Origin of the sequence: Bradyrhizobium sp. 482_C4_N1_8, assembly GCF_052075965.1 — a bacterium.
Lineage (GTDB): Bacteria > Pseudomonadota > Alphaproteobacteria > Rhizobiales > Xanthobacteraceae > Bradyrhizobium > Bradyrhizobium barranii.
Window position 1 is genome coordinate 3938521 of record NZ_CP197231.1, and the last position, 17299, is coordinate 3955819.

At 62.1% G+C, this 17299-nt stretch carries 20 protein-coding genes and 1 pseudogene; 12 read left to right on the forward strand and 9 right to left on the reverse strand.

All coding sequences use genetic code 11. The features are described from left to right. Positions 1-11: 11 nt before the first annotated feature. A complete protein-coding gene (locus AB7Z56_RS18665; RefSeq protein ID WP_014494672.1) occupies positions 12-479 on the reverse strand; it encodes a RidA family protein in 468 nt (155 codons plus the stop codon). 233 nt (positions 480-712) lie between these two features. On the opposite strand from AB7Z56_RS18665, the gene AB7Z56_RS18670 reads away from it, so the two are divergent. Then, positions 713-1558, forward strand: coding sequence for a cell envelope integrity EipB family protein (locus AB7Z56_RS18670; RefSeq protein ID WP_063982787.1), 846 nt, complete (start codon positions 713-715; stop codon positions 1556-1558). 72 nt (positions 1559-1630) lie between these two features. Beyond that, the gene (locus tag AB7Z56_RS18675) at positions 1631-2032 is read left to right on the forward strand and encodes a RidA family protein (RefSeq protein WP_441256391.1); all 402 of its coding nucleotides are present in this window, start codon (positions 1631-1633) and stop codon (positions 2030-2032) included. An 89-nt stretch (positions 2033-2121) separates the two neighbouring features. Here AB7Z56_RS18675 and AB7Z56_RS18680 read toward each other — a convergent pair whose 3' ends face one another. Further along, a complete protein-coding gene (locus AB7Z56_RS18680; protein WP_063982788.1) occupies positions 2122-2523 on the reverse strand; it encodes an ACT domain-containing protein in 402 nt (133 codons plus the stop codon). A gap of 202 nt (positions 2524-2725) precedes the next feature. Between AB7Z56_RS18680 and AB7Z56_RS18685 the strand changes: the two genes are divergently transcribed. Next, positions 2726-2881: a hypothetical protein gene (locus tag AB7Z56_RS18685; protein ID WP_166097113.1), complete on the forward strand. Its 156-nt coding sequence runs from the start codon at positions 2726-2728 to the stop codon at positions 2879-2881. A gap of 16 nt (positions 2882-2897) precedes the next feature. On the opposite strand, the gene AB7Z56_RS18690 is transcribed toward AB7Z56_RS18685, so the two are convergent. Both AB7Z56_RS18690 and AB7Z56_RS18695 read right to left on the reverse strand, forming a co-directional pair. Next, positions 2898-4190 (reverse strand): DNA polymerase IV, encoded by a 1293-nt coding sequence (locus AB7Z56_RS18690; RefSeq protein ID WP_231142128.1) that lies wholly within the window; start codon positions 4188-4190, stop codon positions 2898-2900. Further along, positions 4187-4498: a DUF3572 domain-containing protein gene (locus AB7Z56_RS18695; protein ID WP_441256392.1), complete on the reverse strand. Its 312-nt coding sequence runs from the start codon at positions 4496-4498 to the stop codon at positions 4187-4189. The genes AB7Z56_RS18690 and AB7Z56_RS18695 overlap by 4 nt, the downstream gene beginning before the upstream one ends. A 228-nt stretch (positions 4499-4726) precedes the next feature. On the opposite strand from AB7Z56_RS18695, the gene AB7Z56_RS18700 reads away from it, so the two are divergent. Together AB7Z56_RS18700 and AB7Z56_RS18705 are read left to right on the forward strand one after the other, a co-directional pair. Continuing rightward, entirely contained in the window at positions 4727-5092 is a 366-nt protein-coding gene (locus tag AB7Z56_RS18700; RefSeq protein WP_008566616.1) for a response regulator, read from the forward strand. Positions 5093-5106: 14 nt separating this feature from the next. Beyond that, the gene (locus tag AB7Z56_RS18705) at positions 5107-6480 is read left to right on the forward strand and encodes a PleD family two-component system response regulator (protein ID WP_028150565.1); all 1374 of its coding nucleotides are present in this window, start codon (positions 5107-5109) and stop codon (positions 6478-6480) included. A 329-nt stretch (positions 6481-6809) separates the two neighbouring features. Here AB7Z56_RS18705 and AB7Z56_RS18710 read toward each other — a convergent pair whose 3' ends face one another. Further along, positions 6810-7418 (reverse strand): TetR/AcrR family transcriptional regulator, encoded by a 609-nt coding sequence (locus tag AB7Z56_RS18710; RefSeq protein ID WP_063982790.1) that lies wholly within the window; start codon positions 7416-7418, stop codon positions 6810-6812. A gap of 129 nt (positions 7419-7547) precedes the next feature. Between AB7Z56_RS18710 and AB7Z56_RS18715 the strand changes: the two genes are divergently transcribed. Continuing rightward, positions 7548-8786 carry an MFS transporter gene (locus tag AB7Z56_RS18715; RefSeq protein WP_441256393.1) on the forward strand — a complete coding sequence of 413 codons (1239 nt, stop codon included), beginning with the start codon at positions 7548-7550 and terminating at the stop codon, positions 8784-8786. Positions 8787-8977: 191 nt separating this feature from the next. Here the strand turns inward: AB7Z56_RS18715 and AB7Z56_RS18720 are convergent, their stop codons facing one another. Next, positions 8978-9385 carry a hypothetical protein gene (locus AB7Z56_RS18720; protein ID WP_014494682.1) on the reverse strand — a complete coding sequence of 136 codons (408 nt, stop codon included), beginning with the start codon at positions 9383-9385 and terminating at the stop codon, positions 8978-8980. A 436-nt stretch (positions 9386-9821) separates the two neighbouring features. On the opposite strand from AB7Z56_RS18720, the gene AB7Z56_RS18725 reads away from it, so the two are divergent. Next, a complete protein-coding gene (locus AB7Z56_RS18725) occupies positions 9822-10190 on the forward strand; it encodes a hypothetical protein (protein WP_063982793.1) in 369 nt (122 codons plus the stop codon). A 136-nt stretch (positions 10191-10326) separates the two neighbouring features. On the opposite strand, the gene AB7Z56_RS18730 is transcribed toward AB7Z56_RS18725, so the two are convergent. Then, the gene (locus AB7Z56_RS18730) at positions 10327-10617 is read right to left on the reverse strand and encodes a hypothetical protein (protein WP_187388030.1); all 291 of its coding nucleotides are present in this window, start codon (positions 10615-10617) and stop codon (positions 10327-10329) included. Positions 10618-11100: 483 nt separating this feature from the next. Here AB7Z56_RS18730 and AB7Z56_RS18735 point away from each other — a divergent pair, with 483 nt between their 5' ends. After that, positions 11101-11433, forward strand: coding sequence for a hypothetical protein (locus AB7Z56_RS18735; protein WP_063982794.1), 333 nt, complete (start codon positions 11101-11103; stop codon positions 11431-11433). Positions 11434-11816: 383 nt separating this feature from the next. On the opposite strand, the gene AB7Z56_RS18740 is transcribed toward AB7Z56_RS18735, so the two are convergent. Continuing rightward, positions 11817-12206 (reverse strand): hypothetical protein, encoded by a 390-nt coding sequence (locus AB7Z56_RS18740; protein WP_063982795.1) that lies wholly within the window; start codon positions 12204-12206, stop codon positions 11817-11819. A 431-nt stretch (positions 12207-12637) separates the two neighbouring features. Here AB7Z56_RS18740 and tnpA point away from each other — a divergent pair, with 431 nt between their 5' ends. From tnpA to AB7Z56_RS18760, 4 genes and pseudogenes are all read left to right on the forward strand, one after another. Next, positions 12638-13069, forward strand: a complete 432-nt coding sequence (gene tnpA / locus AB7Z56_RS18745; protein ID WP_231145760.1) for an IS66-like element accessory protein TnpA — start codon at positions 12638-12640, stop codon at positions 13067-13069. Beyond that, positions 13066-13422, forward strand: coding sequence for an IS66 family insertion sequence element accessory protein TnpB (gene tnpB, locus AB7Z56_RS18750; protein WP_063980520.1), 357 nt, complete (start codon positions 13066-13068; stop codon positions 13420-13422). The genes tnpA and tnpB overlap by 4 nt, the downstream gene beginning before the upstream one ends. 122 nt (positions 13423-13544) lie before the next feature. Next, a pseudogene (gene tnpC, locus AB7Z56_RS18755) lies at positions 13545-15022 on the forward strand (IS66 family transposase). A gap of 394 nt (positions 15023-15416) precedes the next feature. Then, positions 15417-16262, forward strand: a complete 846-nt coding sequence (locus AB7Z56_RS18760) for a hypothetical protein (RefSeq protein ID WP_187388031.1) — start codon at positions 15417-15419, stop codon at positions 16260-16262. Between the two features lie 380 nt (positions 16263-16642). On the opposite strand, the gene AB7Z56_RS18765 is transcribed toward AB7Z56_RS18760, so the two are convergent. Continuing rightward, positions 16643-16969 carry a BA14K family protein gene (locus tag AB7Z56_RS18765; protein ID WP_063982797.1) on the reverse strand — a complete coding sequence of 109 codons (327 nt, stop codon included), beginning with the start codon at positions 16967-16969 and terminating at the stop codon, positions 16643-16645. Between the last annotated feature and the right edge of the window lie 330 nt (positions 16970-17299).

Genomic DNA, 17299 nt, shown 5'->3' on the forward strand with positions numbered 1-17299 from the left:
TCAGCTCCGTGTCAGGCGACCTCGAACACGCCTTCGACCTCGACCGCCGCATCCGCGGGCAGCGAGGCGACGCCGACGGTGGTGCGGGCATGGCGGCCCTTGTCACCGAAGGCGGCGACCATCAGGTCGGAGGCGCCGTTGAGCACCTTCGGTCCGTCCAGGAAGTCGGGTGCCGAGTTGATGAAGCCGCCGAGGCGCACCACGCGCACGACCTTGTCGAGGTCGCCGAGCGCCGCCTTGACCTGGGCCAGCAGGTTCACGGCGCAGCCGCGCGCCGCTGCGGCACCGTCCTCGATCGAAACGCCGGCACCGAGTTTGCCCTTGGCGATCAGCTTGCCGGCGGGGTCGAAACAGACCTGGCCGGAGACGAACAGCAGGTTACCGGTGCGCACGAACGGCACGTAATTGGCGACAGGGGTAGGGGCCTCGTGCAGCTTGATGCCCTGTTCCGCCAGTTTCTGCTCGACCGTGCCCGCCATGTTCGACCTCGTTGTCCAAATTTCATCCGCCCGGCTGCGTCCATTTGGAGGCCGGGCGCGCCCTGTTTCGCCCATCGTGCCGTCACATGCAAGCAACCGGAGCGACTGCATTTTGTTGTGGCCAGGCAGCAGGTTCAAGGCGGGGGCCGCAACTTTACGTGAAACGGCCTCAGTTGCGACGCAATGGAACGGTCATTAAAATGTCGAATCTGCGCTTTCCCCAGGGATGACACATGGTGCACCTTTTCCGGACTTCGCTCGGTGTGATGGCGCTCGCGGCGGCTGCTTTCGGCGCAGGCGGTGGAGCGCAGGCGGCCAGCGGTCCGTTCCTTGCGCACCAGGCGCTCTACGACCTCAGCCTCGTCAAATCGCGCTCCAATTCGATCAACAGCGCGCGCGGCCGCATCCTCTACAATTTCACGGGGAGTTCGTGCGAGGGCTACACCTCCGAATTCCGCCAGGTCTCCGAGCTCGACAGCGGCGAGGGCAAGATCACGCTGAGCGACCTCCGCTCCAACTCCTGGGAGGACGCCGCGGGAAAAAGCTACCGCTTCAAGATCGAGACGCGGATGAACGAGGCCGATGCCGGCCGGGTCGACGGTTCGGCCGAGCGCGACGGCGACCACATCAACGTCAAGCTGAAGCTGCCGGCGCCGAAGAATTTCACGCTCGACGGCAAGATCGTGTTCCCGACCGAGCAGATCCAGCGCATCATTGCCGCCGCCAAGGACGGCAAGTCGTTGCTCGAGCTGTCGGTCTATGACGGCTCCGACGACGGCCAGAAGGTCTACAACACGCTGACCGTGATCGGTCAGCCGATTCCCGCCGACCGCACTGCTTCGCCCGATGCATCGACCACGGACGAGCACATGAAGTCGCTCAAGCGCTGGCCGGTTACCGTCAGCTATTTCGACCGCGAGTCCCAGCAGAAGGAAGGCGAGCAGACGCCGGTCTACGCGATGGCGTTCGAGCTCTACGAAAACGGCGTTTCGCGTCAGCTCGTGCTCGATTACAACGATTTCGTGATTTCCGGCGCGATGGGCAAGTTCGACGCGAGGGACAGCAAGCCCTGCAATTGAGGGGCGAGACTAGCCCTCCGCTCGCTCTCCGGCTACGCTTCCTCCCAACCACAAACCCGGGAGGCAAGCACCATGCCCAAGCTCGACCATCTCCGCCCCAGCGGCCTGCATCACAATCCGGCCTATTTCCACGTCGTCACCGCTTCCGGTGCGCGTACGATCTACATCTCCGGCCAGGTGTCGGTGGACGAGGAAGGGCGGATCGTCGGCGAGGGCGATATTGCCGCGCAGACGACGCAGGTGATGCAGAATCTCGGCCATGCGCTGAAGGCGGCCGGCGCGACCTACGCCAACATCGTCAAGATCACGACCTTCGTGGTGAACTACAAGCCGGAGCTGCGCCCTATCATCGGCAAGGCCCGCTCGGCCTTCTTCGAAGGCATGGAGCCGCCGGCCAGCACCCTCGTCGGCGTCTCCGCGCTCGCCGCGCCGGAATGGCTGATCGAGATCGAGGCGGTGGCCGTCGCGGATTGATCCGACCGTGGGATGGGTAGAGCGAAGCGAAACCCATCACCCTTGTTGCGCAGGAAGAGCTCGATGGGTTTCGCTTCACTCTACCCATCTTACTTTGCTGCGGACATAGCTCGCAAAACAGCCATCGCTTCATCGGCCCTGTCGGCAGGTACGAAAAGATGATCGTGGTGGAAGGCCGACACCGCATTCACGCTGATGCCGGCTTCGGCCAGGCGGGCCGTGACCGCAGCCAGGAAGCCCACCGCATCGAGCGCGGAGTGTACCGTCAGGGTGATCAGGCGCGAGGCGAACGCGTAGCGTAAGCCTGACGCCTCGGCTTCTTCGCGCAGGATCACCAGCGTGGTTCCTTCCTGCTCGCGAAACGTCAGCAGCGGGTTGACCGCTGCGGGAACGGGCTCGTTGGGTGGGATCGTGCAAAACACGAAGGTGCCGTCCAGCAGCTCCGGCTTCATGTTTCTCAACAGCGCGTCGAGGTCGCGTTCGCCTGTCACGATGGCCAGCCTCTCAGCGCGTTCGGATGCGTACAGCCCTTGCGAAACCGATCAGCGCCGGAACCTGACAGGGGCCTCGCCAACATACCTTTGTATATCTCTTCCAATCCTTCTCATACGCTGACCTTACGCTGGTACAATTGAGCGACGGCCGGAGATTCTTACAATTTGAGTCTACTCGGGTCACTGCGAGGAAGCTCAAATGAACGTCATGATTGGAAAGCTCAACGGCCTGTGGCACCTCATCGTCGGGTCTTGTCAGATCCGAACGCCGTTCCTGGCGAGTCAGGATCGGCAGTTGGTCATTCAGTATGCCCGGCGTGTCTATCCGGGTGCACGGATCTTCGAACGCGACTGAATTGAGCAGGACTCGATCATTCCTGCTGTCCTGTTTCAGGGCCATCATACGCGATGCCGCGAATGACGGCGGAGTTGCCGAACTTCTTGCGCAGACTGTCCACCGCGCGCTCGGCATGCGCAGCACGGCGGTCGAGCATGTCGGTGTCGTCGGCGGGCGAGCCTTCGCGCAGCGCGCTGACGCCGGCGCCCATCAGACGGAACGCGGTGCCGTCGATCTCCTTCGCCAGCATCTCGCGGCAGATCGAGAAGATCTTGGCGGCAAGCTGCGTCGGGCCTGCGATCGACTGCGAGCGGGTGCGCTGGCGGAAATCGGCGGTCTTCAGTTTCAGCGTGACGGTCGAGCCGGCAAGCTCGCTGCTCTTCAGCCGCGACGACGTCTTCTCGCAGAGCCGCCACAGGATCTTCTCCAGCGTCGCGAAATCGCGGATGTCGGTCTCGAAGGTGGTTTCGCTCGAAATCGTCTTGGCGCCACGATCGGGCTCGACGCGGCGGTCGTCGATGCCGCGGGCGAGCCGCCACAGCCTGCGGCCATCGCTCGGAAACTGCCGCATCATCTCGATCTCGTCGGCCCTTTGCAGGTCGGCGATGATGCGGAAGCCGCGCTGCACCAAGCGCTCCTGCGTGGCCGGGCCGACGCCGAAGATGAAGCCGACCGGCTTCTCCGCCAGCATCAAACGGGCTTCCTCCTGATCGAGCGCGGCAAAGCCGCGCGGCTTGTCGAGGTCGGAGGCGATCTTGGCCAGGAACTTGTTGCAGGACAGGCCGACCGAGACGGAGATGCCTATGTCGCGCTCGATGTTGCGCGCGAACCGCGCCAGCACCTTGGCCGGAACCATGCCGTGCACCCGCTCGGTGCCCGAGAGATCGAGGAAGGCCTCGTCGATCGAGAGCGGCTCGACCAGCGGCGTCAGCGCCTGCATGGCCTGGCGCACCTCGCGGCCGACACGGACGTACTTGGCCATGTCGGGCGGGATCACGGTCGCGTGCGGGCAGGCCTCGAGCGCCCTATACATCGGCATGGCCGAGCGGACGCCATAGGTGCGGGCGATGTAGCAGGCGGCCGACACCACGCCGCGCTTGCCCCCGCCGATGATGACGGGCTTGTCGGCGATGTCAGGATTGTCGCGCTTCTCGACCGTCGCATAGAAGGCGTCGCAGTCGATATGGGCGATGGTCAGGCCTGCGAGCGCGCGGTGGCGGACGAGGCGAGGGGAACCGCAGGCGGAGCAGCGCCTCACGCCCATATCCAGATCGGCCAGACAATCCCGGCAGAAGCAGCGGGGTCCGGCCGTATCAGGGACGGTCACGGCACGTCGCGCTCCCAGGAGGGGTCGCCGAGCGCGTCGCCCAGCACCTGCCGCGCCGCAGCAACGTTGGTCGGATGCAGCTCCGCGGTCGAGGCAAAGGCCTTTACGGTGGCGTCATCGCGCATCACGAAATCGAGCACGCTGAGGAGGAAATTCGGGTCCGAGGCGGCATTGCGCAGGGTCTCAGGACCGACGCCTGTCTCAGCGAGGAACAGGCCAAGCCGCTCCGGATCGCCGGCCACGAAGGAGAGCGCCTGAATCGCAACGATTTCAGCGGCTTCGCGAGGGTTGTGAACAGGCTTTTTCAAGGGTTCGGTTTGCCTTTCCGTTAACTTTCGGTGTCTACTTTGAAACCATCATGCCCGAGTCTCAAGACCGCCGACAAGCAACCGGAAACCACATCGCAGAAAGTCGGCCCTCGGGTTTAACGAAACTCAAGCGAATCTGAGGCTAGTTTGAATCCAGTTTTCGAAGCGCCGGCGAGCGGCGCCTGAGGCGTCACATGTATAGGGCTTCGTGCCAATCAGGAGGGCGGGATGGCTAAGACCGTCCTGATCGTGGAAGACAACGAGCTCAACATGAAGCTCTTCCGCGACCTGTTGGAGGCGCACGGTTACCAGACCTCCGGCACCAGCAACGGCTACGAGGCGCTCGACCTCGTTCGCAAGATGCGGCCCGACCTCGTGCTGATGGATATCCAATTGCCGCAGGTCTCGGGCCTCGAGGTCACGCGCTGGATCAAGGACGATCCGGAGCTGCGCGCCATTCCCGTCGTCGCGGTCACGGCGTTCGCGATGAAGGGCGACGAAGAGCGCATCCGCGAGGGCGGCTGCGAGGCCTATTTGTCCAAGCCGATCTCGGTCGGCAAATTCATTGAGACGGTCCGGCGTTTTATCGGATAGGAAGTGAGTTCAAAGTGTCCGCGCGTATCCTGGTTGTCGATGACGTTCCCGCCAACGTCAAACTCCTCGAAGCTCGCCTGTCCGCCGAATATTTCGACGTGATGACCGCCTCGAACGGCACCGAAGCGCTGGCGCTGGCCAGCCGCGCCGAATGCGACATCATCCTGCTCGACGTGATGATGCCCGACATGGACGGCTTTGAAGTCTGCCGCCGTCTCAAGACCGATCCGGCGACGCACCACATCCCCGTCGTGATGGTCACCGCGCTCGACAGCCCCGCCGACCGCAATCGCGGGCTGGAAGCCGGCGCCGACGATTTCCTGACAAAACCCGTCTCCGACGTCGTGCTGATCGCGCGCGTGCGCTCGCTGACCCGGTTGAAGATGATGACCGATGAGCTGCGCATGCGCGCCATCACCTCGCTCGAGATCGGCATGCAGGCGCCCGAGCGCAGCGCCGTGGCCGACACCGGCCGGGGCGGCCGCATTCTGCTGGTCGACGACCGTCAGTCCTCCTATGAGCGGCTGGCGACGATCCTCGCCGCGGAGCACACCATCGACGTCGAGCCGAACCCGACGGAAGCGCTGTTCCACGCCGCCGAGGGCAATTACGACCTGCTGATCGTCTCGCTCGACCTCAACAATTTCGACGGGCTGCGGCTGTGCAGCCAGGCGCGCTCGCTGGAGCGCACGCGCCACGTGCCGATCCTGGCGATCGCGGACCCCGAGAACTCGACGCGGCTGCTCCGCGGCCTCGAGATCGGCGTCAACGACTATTTGCTGCGCCCGATCGACAAGACCGAGCTGCTGGCCCGCGCCCGCACGCAGATCCGCCGCCGCCGCTACACCGATCATTTGCGCGACAACGTGCAGAACTCGATCGAGATGGCGATCACGGACGCGCTCACCGGCCTGCACAATCGCCGCTACATGGAGAGCCATCTGGCGACGCTCGCTGACCAAGCCTCGACCCGCGGCAAGCCCCTGGCGCTGATGATTCTGGACATCGACTATTTCAAGTCGATCAACGACAATTACGGCCACGACGCCGGCGACGACGTGCTGCGCGAGTTCGCGGTGCGCGTGCGCAAGTCGATCCGCGGCATCGACCTGGCCTGCCGCTACGGCGGCGAGGAGTTCGTCATCGTGATGCCGGAGACCGATCTCCACGTCGCCGGCATGGTCGCCGAGCGCCTGCGCCGCTCGATCGCGGGCGAGCCGTTCGCCGTCCACAAGGGCACCAAGCGCATCGAGGTCACGATTTCGATCGGCCTCACCACGCTGGAGCAGAAGGGCGAGGCGGTCGCCGACGTCCTCAAGCGCGCCGACACCGCGCTCTACCGCGCCAAGCACGACGGCCGCAATCGCGTGGTGTCGCAGGCGGCGTGAGGCCGCTTGCAACAAAAACTGCGAAAACAACCCCATGCACAGTAGCCGGCGTTAGTTGGATCAATGGCTTATGCGGGTAGAGCTGGGCGGCCTAGGCCGATTGCCCGGGCGTTTGACACGTCGGGCAAAACAGGAGCATTTTGATAGGATCGCGAATTGGTCCTGACGTGTAGTCAGGTGTCGTCGCTTCCCCCCAAGCTCCACTGTCATTCCCCGCGAAAGCGGGGAATCCAGTACGCCGTGGCCTCTCGGTTCTAGCCTCGCTGTCTCTGGAATACTGGATCACCCGCTTTCGCGGGTGATGACACCGAGTGATGCGGCAGCAGTGCTCAGTGCGGCGTGCGCTTGCTGTGCGTCGCGGTTTGCTTCTCCCCATCACCCACATCCACCCCCGCATTCCGCAGCAGCACCTTCGCCGCTTCCTTCGCGGCGCGGGCCATCGCGGGGTCGTCGCGCACGAGGTCCTGCGCGATCGAGCCGTCGACCAGGAGCACGAGCTGTGTCGCGAGCGCATCCGCATCCGCAACACCTAGCTCGTTCAACCGCTCGCGAAACCAGACGCGGCGACTTTCCTTGAAGGCGATTGCGATTTTCTTCACGGCGCGGTCCTTTGGGCCGAGCTCGGCGACCGCATTGACGAACGGGCAGCCGCGAAAATCCTTGGCCGCAAAGCGCCGCTCCAGCGAATCGAAGGTGCCAAGAATTTGCTCGGCCGGGGGCTTGTCGGAGGGGCGCGGCTTGACGAAGCGCCGCTCCAGATAGGCCGCGATCAGCGCGTCCTTGGAGGGGAAGTGGTTGTAGAGCGTGCGCTTGGAGATCCCGATCTCGGCCGCGATGGTGTCGACGCCGATGGCGCGAATGCCTTGCAGATAGAACAGCTTGTCGGCGGTCTCGAGGATCCGCTCCTTCATCGTCTGTGGTGTGGGCGGGGGAGCCATGCGGCAGCGTGCGTCCTGTTCGCTTGACAGCGTGCACCTTTCATAGCCTAAGTACACAGATCTGTGTAACTAAAAACATCGAGAATTGCAGACGCCGGCGCGCGCGTCGCGCCGACGAGGGAGAAAAATATGCCCCTGTTGCAGGTCCTGCGTCCGACATTGCCCATCCTGATCGGCGCCTCGATCATGCTGACGCTGGGCATGGGGCTGCGGCAGAGCCTCGGCATCTTCATGCAGCCTTTGACGCATGACATCCACATTTCGATCTCGGATTTCACGCTGGCGCTGGCCGTGCAGAACCTCGCCTGGGGCTTTCTCCAGCCGCTCGCCGGCGCGATGACGGTGCGCTACGGCTTCCGCCCGATCATGATCGTGGGCGCGCTGATGTACATCGTGGGCCTCATTCTGATGGCGACCGCGAACGGGCTCGTCAGCATCATGATCGGCGCCGGCGTGCTGATCGGGACGTCGCTGGCCTGCACCGCGGCCGCGATCGCGATGTCGGTGGCGGCGCGCGCGGTGCCGGAGACTGTACGCTCGACCGTGCTCGGCATCGTCTCCGGCGCGGGCTCGCTCGGCGCGCTGTTGTCGGCGCCGCTCGGACAGATGCTCAACGAAGGATTTGGCTGGCGCGTCGGGCTCGCCGGTTTCGTGATCATGTCGGTGCTGATGATCCCTGCGGCCTGGTATGCCGGCCGTGTCGACGCGATTCCGCTGCCGAAGCCCGCCGCCGACGACATCGGGGATGCCACCGCCGCGACGGCTGCGAAGACGGCGTTCGGCAACGCGTCCTTCGTGGTGATGACCTGCGCCTATCTCGTCTGCGGCATGCAGCTCGTGTTTCTCACCACGCATCTGCCGTCCTATCTGGCGATCTGCGGCCTCGATCCGATGCTGAGCGCGCAGACGCTCGGCATGATCGGCGGCTTCAACGTGCTGGGCTCGCTGTTCTTCGGCTGGGCCGGCCAGCGCTGGAACAAGCTGGCACTGCTGGGCGGCATCTACATCCTGCGCTCGCTCGCGCTTGCCTGGTATTTCATGCTGCCGGCGACGTCGTTCTCGACGCTGCTGTTCGGCGCCATCATGGGCTTCCTCTGGATGGGGGTCGGCCCGCTGGTTGCCGGCGCCGTCGCCGAAATGTTCGGCCTGCGCTGGCAGGCGATGATCCAGGGCCTCGCCTTCATGAGCCACCAGATCGGCAGCTTCCTCGGCGCCTACGGAGGAGGGGTGCTCTACGACACGCTCGGCTCCTACACCATGGCCTGGCGCATCGGCGTGGCGCTCGGTCTGGCCGGCGGCATCATCCAGGTCGCATTCGCGCTGATCCGGCCGTCGCAGCCGCCGTCGCCGGTGCTGCGGACGGCGTAGCGGGGCGGTGCTCGCGAACGTCAGCTTGGGAGCTTGCCGCGGACGCCGTGCTGTTTCGTCGTGATGGCCGCTTGTGACCCGCAGCTTGGCGCGCGGACGAACTTTTCTCCGGCTGTGACGTTGCAACAATCCATGATCCTGCAGGCGGATGGCGCGTCGTCGCGTGCGCCATCCGCTCCTCCACATGGGCCTTAAGCTTTCAGGTCCGTGATCCGCATAATCGCGACCACATTCCCGTCGTTGTACGCCTGTTCTTTTGTTTCCTTGTTGCAGGTCCAGACAAAATTCTTCTTGCCCGTAAAGGTCTTTCCGTCCTGCTCAAGCCGAAGCTCCCCTTCGGTGATATGGCAGATCATGGCATTCATCATCGGGGGCCCCATGGTCTTCGCCCCCGGCTGCATGATGACATCGCGCATTGAGACGGTCTTAAAACCTGGGATCAGGGATGGTGTCTCGCCTTCATATTCACGCACCACGACACCTGGCCAAGGCGTCATATCCTTGTAGCCTGTGGCTTGAGCGGCGGCTGGCTTGACCATGGCAGCCGAAGCCGCTGCCAACGCGATTCCCAGTGCGGACCTTCGATCGATCTTGCTCATCGCTTTCTCCCGACGTTACCGAACGAGCCGCCGCATAAGCAGCGCGCAAAGTTCGTGGTGAACGGTGGTACGAAACCGAAAAAGGAACGGCTTCTAAGAGAGCGTGTGCTTGCCGATGGCACCAGTGCTGCTCGTTTGCCCAGACGGGTGATTTCGGCACATCCCACTTTAAGGGCAACGACATTCTACGTCACCTGACGAGTCTGGGGAACATGTGAAACGAAGTCTCTGCCAGGCCCACGGGAAGGTCCGGATTTGGCCCAAGCGGTCGACCCGGCATGTCCGCTAGATGTCCGCTCCTTGGGGGTGAAGCAGACTTGATATGCTCAGCCCGAGTTCTTCCGGGTGTGACCCATTGCGGACCTCTTGGATGCCTTCCTGCGAAGACCTACCTTGGTGCTTTGCAGTTGTTTCAAGAGCCGGAATACAATGACGCATGACAACCTCTCAGCCGCTAAGCATCGTAATTCGCATACCAGACGTGGCCCTCTCGCGTTCTGATCTGAACGCTTTATTGGGGCTGCAGGTCGACCGTTATGAGGCATCGTCTCGGAGCGCGTATGCTCAGATCGACATCGCAGATGAAGGGGATCAATGGGCCAATGCTCTCGGCTGTATTCAATCAATTCGTGCCATTATTCGACAGCTGGTTTCCGCCGGTTCGATTGGAGCGCCGAGCTTGGACGTAGCAATGGTTTTCCCGCACTCGGCACTGTCTAAGTCGCTGACGGTTCCTGCCAATCTGGCTGCGGCTGCCGGCGAAGCCGGGATGGAGGTTCAGTTGTCCGTGTATAAAACCGAGTAGAAGGTCGCCTTCTGGCCCGTTTGAGACTTGGCGAGGGGTACTAAAGATGTCCGCTCACTGGGGCTGACCAAAAGGCGTCTCGGGAGAACCAAACCGACGCGATTGACCCAAAGCCGACCTTGGAGCGCATATGTCCTTAGCGGGGCCACGACTTTCCGTAGACATCGCACAGAACGACAGCCATCTTCTGATGGCCCTGCCTGTCGGCAGGAAACGGCTGGCTGTCAATTTCTAGGCGGCTCATGAATTTAACCTCGAAATCTCGCCAGCCGTTCTCGTGCCATCCGCGCAGAAGCAGCGGCTGGCCGCGCGCATCCTGCTCTTCGTATCCGACCGAAAAGGGTTCGACCTTGTACCGTTCGCCTCGATGCGTAAACGATACTGTCGCTCGCCTTGCTATTGCCTGACAAAGTCGTGTTTTGCTCATGAGGGGCTTCGGTTCGTAGTCAACAGACCACCCCCTTCGGTAGCGCTCAAGAAGACGGACCCACCGCGACCACGGTCTCCACTTAATTCCGCACTCGATCTAGACCAGCTGTGTGAACAAATGTGATCTCGATGGCCCGCGCCATGTGAACCTTCTTTATCCTCAGAGGCATGCAACCCAAAGTAACGTGCGACGTCCTTAAGGGCAACCTGAGCAACAGACTCAACTGGCGGATATGTCCGCGATTGGCTCATAGTGGATTGCTGAGGTTCGGTCTGATGTCCGCTTTTGGCCCCGAAGCGGACTCCGCTTAGCATTGAACTGAGCAGCGGCCTTGCGGCGGGTGCGGGCATCTCCCAGTGATCGAGGCAATTTGAATTAAGTGCTTGAGCAGACCGAACTGTCGCTTGCGTAGACATGCTCCAGTGGGGCTGATTGAATGAGACTGAACCTCGGATGTAACTTCTCCCTGAGGTTAGGAACATGAAGAAGGCCGAGTACATCCCGACGAATTTCCAGCTCAGCCAGCGAGCCATCGCAAAGATCAATGAGCTCACAAAGGTATCTTCCGATGCTATGGGGCGCCTGATGGTGCCTGCGCTTTTTTGGCACGAAGAATACGAAGAGGCGACGCGAGAGACGGTAGTCTTCGGCCCGGGGTTCGGTTGGTATTTTCTCGATGAAGTGCCGACGAACCTTTTGCAGCACGTTGACGGCACGGCGCTCATTTTCGCTGTCACGTCAAAGACTGCCGTGCATTTTAAAGACAAAGTCCTCGACTATAAGGATGGCAAGAGTTTTTTTCTAGCTTCCTAACCGGTAAGCTAACTGTCTGCGTTGGCCCGTAGAGGACATCGCGCCGGTATTCGCCGACGACCGCAGGTGACCCTGGCTGTATGAAAACGCCGTGCCGCTGTATGATTCTCCCTGTGATTCTCGCGGGGGGAATTGATGAGGCGCTTCGTGGTTATGAGCGCTGGTTTCGGAGCCTGAGCGGTCGCGCGGGTATGCCGTCAGCGGCTAGTCACCTGCCGAAAAACCATCGCCTCCAGAATGATGATCGCTTCCGCCATCTATCGACGGGCCGGGGCCATCAACATCAGCCCCGAGGCCGGACGCCTTCTTTCGACGGGGCCATGCCAACGCCATTCCGCCGGCAACAATCAGGAACAACACGATCACCGCTATCCAGTGAGAGATCATGCTGTCGTCGGAGCGTAGACGGTGAAAACGATCTCGAAATGCAAGGCTGCGATCATCTCGATAGCCTTGGCTGAGATGGCAAACTCTGTTGCATGCGGCTCACCAGCCGCTTGTATGCCCACATTCAGCCTGCGAAAGTCCAGTCGTTCCCTGATACATCTAAGGTCAGGTTGGAGTGTGCGGACAAACTCGATTAGGCCAAGCAACGTCTCTTCGAGCGAGGCGAACCGGTCGGCAAGCTCTATGGACGCATCGCGACCGTTGCGGCGAAGCACAACAACCTTGGCTTCAATCGGTTTCGCAAACTCTTCAATGTCGTGAGCGGCTCCACCTATGTCCAGGTCAACGTTCAGAAAGCTCGCAATGGCATCTTCGCTACCGGTCATTGTGTGCTCGCTCAAGGCTTGCCGTTCTCGCGCAGATCGTTGCCGCGCTTAATCTCCTGCGTGAGATTGTCGAAGACCTGCGCCAACGAGCGCCCATCCTTGTTGTCATTGACTTCCGTACCTGTCGCCCGTGCCACGCAATCGCGCTACAGCCGAGCACGAGCGGAAGGAAAGATACAATCAAGCTCACGTACCAAGGGACGTCGTTGCCCACAATCCAGAAACCCCCGCCGATTGTCTCGGGACCTTCATTGCAACCTATGATAACTAATGAAATTTGTGCACTACTCTCAAGATTTGTTGGTTAAGCAATCCTGATGACAAGGATGTCCGCTATTGGGTTCATGGTAAGCGTCGTTCCGCTCCCACCTTTTCGGGGCAGATGGGATAGGCGAGTTTCACGATCTCTTTGAAGGGATCGGTTTGTGTCTATGTTTGACCATACGCTTAAGTCGGATGTAACGGCGCGCCGGCTGGAAGTGATCACGGAGACGGGACGACGTCGTTGGTTCTCCAAGGACGACAAGGCCCGGATTGTCGAGGAGACGCTGGTACCAGGCGCGGTCGTTTCCGAGATTGCCCGGCGACACGGGCTGACCCCACAACAAGTGTTCACTTGGCGCCGGCAAGCGCGCCGGGAGCCGGCGCCGATGGCTAACGATCCGCAGTTTGTACCTGCGGTGGTAGACGCCATGGCGCCGGTCGCGGTTGCGGGCCGTGAGCGCAAGACAGCGCGACGGAAGGCCAAGCCGGATGTTGGGGGCATCGAGATCGAAGCCGAAGGCGTCACTATCCGGGTCGGCCAAGGCGCGGACGTGGCGATGATTGCGGCCATCGTCCATGCGTTGAAGGCAAGCCGGTGATCGGCCCGTCCGGCACTGTCCGGGTGATGGTGGCAACCAAGCCAGTCGACTTCCGCAAGGGAATGGAAGGGCTTGCTATGTTGGTACGCGAGCACATGAAGGCCGATCCGTTCTCGGGTGCTGTTTATGTCTTCCGTGCCAAGCGCGCGGACCGGATCAAGCTGATCTTCTGGGATGGTACGGGTTTGTGCCTGTTCGCCAAGCGGCTCGAGGAAGGCGTCTTCCGCTGGCCGAAGATCGAGGATGGCGTGATGCGTTTGTCAGCGGCAGAATTGTCGGCGCTGCTCGAAGGGCTCGATTGGCGGCGTGTCCACGCGGCACGGGAGACGGTCGTCCCGACGCAAGCCGGATAATTGTGGGCCGCGCTGCGGCGAAGTGAATCAGAGGCATCGAGTACGTCGTCAGGCGGGCGCGAATATGCTCTGATTTGCCCGTGAGCGATAACCTTCCTGATGATCCCGAGACGCTGAAGGCGATGCTGCTTGCCGAGCGGCACGAGAGCGAGCGGCTGCGCCAGATCATCAAGGAATTGCAGCGTCATCGCTTTGGCCGGAGGGCGGAGTCGCTTCCTGAGGAACAGATGCTGCTGGGCCTCGAGGACGTCGAGCAGGTCGCGGCCTCTGCCGAGGCCGGTCAGGACGAGACCGCCCCGGAAGGTCGGGCGGAACGGGCGCGCAAGCGCCGCGTCAACCGCGGGGCACTGCCGGCGCATCTGCCGCGGATCGAGGTCGTCGTCGACATCGACGACAAGACCTGCCCCTGCTGCCAGGGCGAACTGCATTGGATCGGTGAAGACAAGAGCGAGCGGCTGGACATGGTGCCGGCGCCGTTCCGCGTTGTCGTTACCCGGCGTCCCAAATACGCCTGTCGTGCCTGCGAGGATGGTGTCGTGCAGGCCGAGGCTCCGGCCCGGCTGATCGAGGGCGGCCTGCCGACCGAGGCCACGGTCGCCCAGGTTCTGGTGTCCAAATATGCCGATCATCTGCCGCTCTACCGGCAGGCCCAGATCTATGCCCGCCAGGGCATCGCTCTCGATCGATCGACGCTGGCGGACTGGGTTGAGCATGCCGCCTTCCACCTGCGCTCGCTGCATGAGCGCCTTCTCACGATGCTTCGAGCGAGGTCCAAGCTGTTCGCCGACGAGACGACGGTGCCGGTGCTCGATCCCGGTCGAGGGCGCACCAAGACCGGCCAGCTCTGGGCCTATGCCGCCGACGACAGGCCCTGGGGCGGCCTCGATCCGCCGGCATCGCCTATGTCTATGCACCCGACCGCAAGGCCGAGCGGTTGTTCAGCCATCTTGCCGGCTACAAGGGCGTCCTGCAGGTCGATGGCTACACCGCCTATCCAAAGCTTGCCGAGCGCGGCGAGGTCGAGCTCGTCTTCTGCTGGGTGCACATGCGGCGCAACTTCTACGAACTCGCGACGGCGGGCCCCGCGCCGATCGCAAGCGAGGCGCTGAAGCACATTGCCGCATTCTACGCGATCGAGAAGGAGATCCGCGGCCGCAGCCCGGAGGAGCGCCGTCTCGTGCGTCAGCAGAAAAGCCGACCGCTGGCCGATGCATTCGAGGCTTGGCTACGCGCCAAGCTGGCTCTCATCAGCCAGAAGATCAAGCTCGCCGCCGCCATCCGCTACGCTCTCTCGCGCTGGCAGGGGCTGACGCGCTTCATCGATGACGGTCGCATCGAGCTCGACAACAATACGGTCGAACGATCGATCCGCGGCATCAAGCTCAGTCGCAAGAACGCGCTGTTTGCCGGATCCGACGGTGGTGCCGAACACTGGGCGGTCGTCGCGTCCCTGGTCGAGACCTGCAAGCTCAACGACGTCGATCCGCTTGCCTATCTCACCGACGTCCTGACCAGGATCGTCAGTGGTCATCCGAACCGCGACATCGACCAGCTATTGCCTTGGGCCTACCGCACTCAGTTCCTCAAAGCCGTGGCCTGATAACGACGCTTACGGTTCATGAGCCGTCTAGCTTTGATGTCGTATTCGGCACGCATAGCGGGCGGGGTCATCCTGGAAGCGCGCTTGGCTCTTACACCATGGCCTGGCGCATCGGCGTGGCGCTCGGACTTGCCCGCGGCATCATCCGCGTTGCGTTCGCGCTGATCCGGCCGTCGCAGCCGCCGGCGCCGGTGTTGCGGACGGCGTAGCGGGCAGCTTGGGAGCTCACAGCGGACGCCGTGCTGTTTCTTCGTGATGGGGGCTTGTGAGCCAGAGCGGCCCTCAGCACCGTCATGTGCTGCTGATACCGGAGCTTAACCTTTGGTTGCTTACGTTACCGGCCTCAATCAACGCAAGGGACATGCAACATTCGGCGCGAATCTTAGCTGCCGCAATGGCTTTGTCGCTCAGTCAATCGGTGACGCCGGTGCTTAAGAAAGTGATCGTGGCGGCAGCGCTTTGCGGGGCGGCAGCAATCTCCGTTGCCCTCCTGGTGACGGATTGGCCTGTCCCGCATACGCGCCGGACTGGGTATTTCGATGTTACAACATCGGAAAAGGCGGACCTCTCGCACATCGACGAATGGAATCGCGCAGCCAAAGCCAAGTATGGACCGGATGCGTCGACATTTGCGTCGATGTCTTCCCATAAGCTGACATGGGTGGCCCGTGTCGGAGACAAGGTTGTCGAAACACGTCCCTTTGGATTTTCCGTGTACGGCTTCCTTGGCGTGTTCATGGTGTCGAACGTGGAGAGCTTTCCGTTCGAGCTTTCGATCGAACCAAAAGATCCTGTTAAGCCGGACAAGACGGTCGACAAGGTCAAGGCTAGCTTCGCGAAGACGGCCCCGGCGGAGGCGCTTGAATTTGGCAACCGTGACTGGCGGCCGGCTCACTGCCATTCCCCCAAACCACCTGAGTTCGGGTTTCCGTTGTACGCTTCGGACTTTCGTGTCGATACGAGCTCGATTTGCCTGATGCAATCCGATGGGGGACCGCATACCGCGTTGGTCGGCTTTGCACGTGTCGACGCCAGTTTCTGGGTGCGCCTGTTCTCCCGCAAGGTGTGCCGCATTCTGGCGGCATCCTGGGTCGAATCGATGATTTCGCAGCCGGATGCGAAACGTCCCGATTATGTCGCCTGTATGCTGGCGACAAAGGCCCGCGGCTCGGAGCGTGAGGTCATCGCGGCTCGCTTCTTCGAGGTCCGCGATGACAAGACTTTGGCGGTCTTCGACTGAGTTTCGGTGACCGACGTCGCGTCTTGAAGCTTCACGTTTCGACTTCCGCTTATGGCCCATCGTTGACATGGAGCGACTAGGTATCAACGTCGTCTTCTATGCGCATGGCGGACGCGACAATTCAGGAGCATACATCTACTTCTGCGCTCGTGCCTTGGACGCAACGCGGCGCTTTGGGGGCGCGCTGTCACAAGCGTCGGCACCCGAGGCGTCTCCGGCAGAACGACGAGCATGAAGACCCGAGGAGAGTCACGCGTTGGCCGTGACGCGTAAGGTGTCATGGAAAGTTCGAGACGCCACCTCGACGGCGCCTCGAATCCAACCGGGTCATCTGGCCATCCGTTCGAACTCCATCTGATCCGGTGACTTGCGGCTTAGCGTTACCTGCAGATATGGCGGTTGCCGTCCCACCCGAGGTAGGTGCTCGTCGCCGGATCGTAGGATCGATAACGCTCCGCGCAGGAACGTGAAGCAGTGCCATCTGCGCGAGCCATGGCGCTGTCCGCGCCTTGCGCAGGAGCTGCGCCATCCGGCAACTCGAGGCCCAGCCGACCGGCCGGCGTCAGCGTGCCGTTCAGGTTGCGATTGGGGTTCTCGGCCTCGTACGTATCGGGATGGCTGCTCGCAAAGCCGGATTGCGCGTAGGCGGCGCTTGCGGTCAGGCCCGACAACAAAGCCACGGCAGCGAGAATTTTAAGTCCAGTCATGGTCCATCTCCATCATTGCCCGGTGCAATCGTGCTGCCGGTGCGAGAGGAGTTGGATCGACATCTGCGCTGAACAAGCTCGCTTGATCCCATGCGCGCGACCTGACGCGATCTCGTCGTTCAAATGCAGAAAGAATCGTTTGCTTGCGGAACGCAAAAGAATGGTCCACCGCCGCCATGCTCTCGTGCCCCGGGCGCAGCGCAGCGTCACCTCGACGGTGCGCTTGCGCGCGACCGGCGGGCGACGCTGGGCTAGCTGCGGCCAGCGCTGGCCGACATCGGGTCCAAGTTCAACTGAAACAGAAAGCCAGCGGGCGGTATGGACTAGCGA